This is a genomic window from Micromonospora rosaria, from assembly GCF_001567585.1.
GTDB classification, from domain to species: Bacteria; Actinomycetota; Actinomycetes; order Mycobacteriales; family Micromonosporaceae; genus Micromonospora; species Micromonospora rosaria.
This window is the reverse complement of record NZ_LRQV01000280.1, coordinates 1-2,111: the sequence shown is the minus strand read 5'-3', so window position 1 is coordinate 2,111 and position 2,111 is coordinate 1. Positions and strand designations below refer to the sequence as shown.

The window sequence follows — 2,111 nt, the reverse complement described above, 5'->3', positions numbered from 1 at the left end:
CCCGGCGGATCGGGGCCAGGGTGTCGGCGAGCAGCGCGGACATCGCCGCCGACGGCTCCAGGCGCAGTTCGCGCAGGAGCAGGTCGCGGTAGACGTAGAAGGCGTGCACCGCCTCGAAGGCGTTGCCCTCGGCGAGGTGGATGCGCACCACCAGCCGGTGCGGGGTCTCGCGCAGCGGCTCGGCCGCCATCGCCTCCAGGGCGGCCTCCAGCGCCTCGCCGTGCCGGCCGGCCGCGAGGTGGTGCCCGGCCACCTGCTCCAGCATGTGCAGCCGTAACTGGCGCAGCCGTTCCCGGTCCAGCAGCACCCAGTCGTCGTACCAGCCGGGGAGCAGGTCGTGCCGGCCGGCGGCCAGCGCCCCCTCGACCAGCCCGGGGTCGTCGCCGTCGCGGATCCGGGCGGCGGTGTCGACCAGGTCGTCGACGTCGAGGTGGACCAGCGGGTCCAGCCGGACGGTGTCGCCGGTGACGGCCAGCGGGCAGCAGGGATCCTGCCGCAGCCGCCACAGCGCGGTGCGCAGCGACGACAGCGCCCGCTCCTCGGCCGCCTCGGGCCAGAGCAGCCCGGCGAGGTTGCTGCGGGTCGCGCCGGGGCGGAGTCCGATCAGGGCGATGACGCGCTGGAGCCCGCGGGGCACCACCACCGGCGTCCCGTCGCGCAGCAGCCGGAATCCGCCGAGCAGGTGCAGGGACACCGAGGGGTGCGGCGCCCGGGCGGGCGTGCGCGGATCAGCGGTCACGGGCGGCACCCCCTGCAGTGGAACCGGAGTCCCGGCTTTCCGTCACCGGCGCGGCCGTTCGGCCACGCCGCTGTCGAGGTCGCGCCGTGCGGCGGGTGACGCGCGACCGCCGGGCTGGCCGTGCGAACACTAACAACCGCAGTTACGCTGAGTCAACGAGCTGGTCGAGATTGTGACCTTCGGCTGCGATGGCCGCACCCCCTCTGATCAGCGAAAAAGTGTCAGCCTCTGCGGGGAGTCCACAGCGGGGGCTGAGATTGTTCACAGCTTCCGTCAACGGAACGTCACCGGATGTGCTGTCCGGTGGGCAGCGCGCGGTGACGGTGCCGTGACGGCGTACCCCGCATCGTGTCCACACCCGTCCGACGTGGCCGCCGGCCACCCGTCGATGTGCCGTGGGGGTGGCAGTTCATGGACCGTTCGCTGATCATCGCGAAGGTGGTGCCGACCGCCGAACAGCAGGTGGCCGAGATCTTCGCCGACTCCGACGCGACGGAGTTGCCGCGTCTGGTCGGGGTACGCCACCGGTCGCTGTACCGGTTGGGCGACCTCTACGTCCACCTGCTGGAGACCGAGTCGCCGGCCGGTGACTCGGTGGAGGCGGTCCGGGAGCACCCGGAGTTCACCCGGGTCAGCGACCGGCTGCGCCCGTACATCTCGCCGTACCTGCCGACCTGGCGCTCCCCCCGGGACGCGATGGCGCACCGCTTTTACCACTGGGACGCGACCCCCGGGCGGCGGCCGTGACCGCCACCGCGCCCCCGGGCGGGCAGCTCTGGTCCCGCTGCGGGGGCTGCGCGACGCTGCTGTACCGCAAGCGGCTCTCCCGCAACCTCGACGTCTGCCCGGAGTGCGGCACCCACGCCCGCCTCGGGGCGCCGGAGCGGCTGCGGCAACTGGTCGATCCCGGCTCCTTCGTCCCGCTGCCCGACCGGCCGGCCGACGTGGATCCGATCGGCTTCGTGGACCTGCTGCCGTACCCGCACCGGCTCTCCGCGGCCCGCGCGGCGACCGGGCTGGCCGAGGCGGTGCTCTGCGGTACCGCCACGGTCGGCGGGCACCGGGCCGCGCTGGCGGTGATGGACTTCCGGTTCCTCGGTGGCAGCCTCGGCGCGGCGGTCGGCGAGCTGATCACCCGTACCGCCGAGCGGGCCCTCGACGAGCGCGTCCCGCTGGTCCTGGTGACCGCCTCCGGCGGCGCCCGGATGCAGGAGGGCGCGCTGTCGCTGATGCAGATGGCCACGGTCAGCCAGGCGGTGGCCGCCCTGCGCGAGGCGGGCGTGCTGACGGTCAGCATCCTCACCGACCCGACGTACGGCGGGGTGGCCGCCTCCTTCGCCACCAACACCGACCTGGTGCTCGCCGAGGCCGG

Annotated in this window: 3 protein-coding genes; 2 read left to right on the top strand and 1 reads right to left on the bottom strand. The window is 74.1% G+C overall.

The genetic code is table 11. The features are described 5' to 3' along the window. The coding region (locus AWW66_RS31985; protein WP_067374528.1) for an AfsR/SARP family transcriptional regulator at positions 1-739 on the bottom strand (739 nt) is incomplete at its 3' end. A gap of 411 nt (positions 740-1,150) precedes the next feature. On the opposite strand from AWW66_RS31985, the gene AWW66_RS31980 reads away from it, so the two are divergent. Beyond that, a complete protein-coding gene (locus AWW66_RS31980) occupies positions 1,151-1,486 on the top strand; it encodes a TcmI family type II polyketide cyclase (RefSeq protein ID WP_067374525.1) in 336 nt (111 codons plus the stop codon). Then, a partial coding sequence (locus tag AWW66_RS31975; RefSeq protein ID WP_281179654.1) for an acetyl-CoA carboxylase carboxyltransferase subunit beta occupies positions 1,483-2,111 on the top strand: 629 nt, incomplete at its 3' end. The genes AWW66_RS31980 and AWW66_RS31975, both read left to right, overlap by 4 nt.

Excerpts from the sequence above, each read along its gene's own strand:
- AWW66_RS31980 (WP_067374525.1), top strand. The coding sequence starts at position 1,151 with ATGGACCGTTCGCTGATCATCGCGAAGGTGGTGCCGACCGCCGAACAG.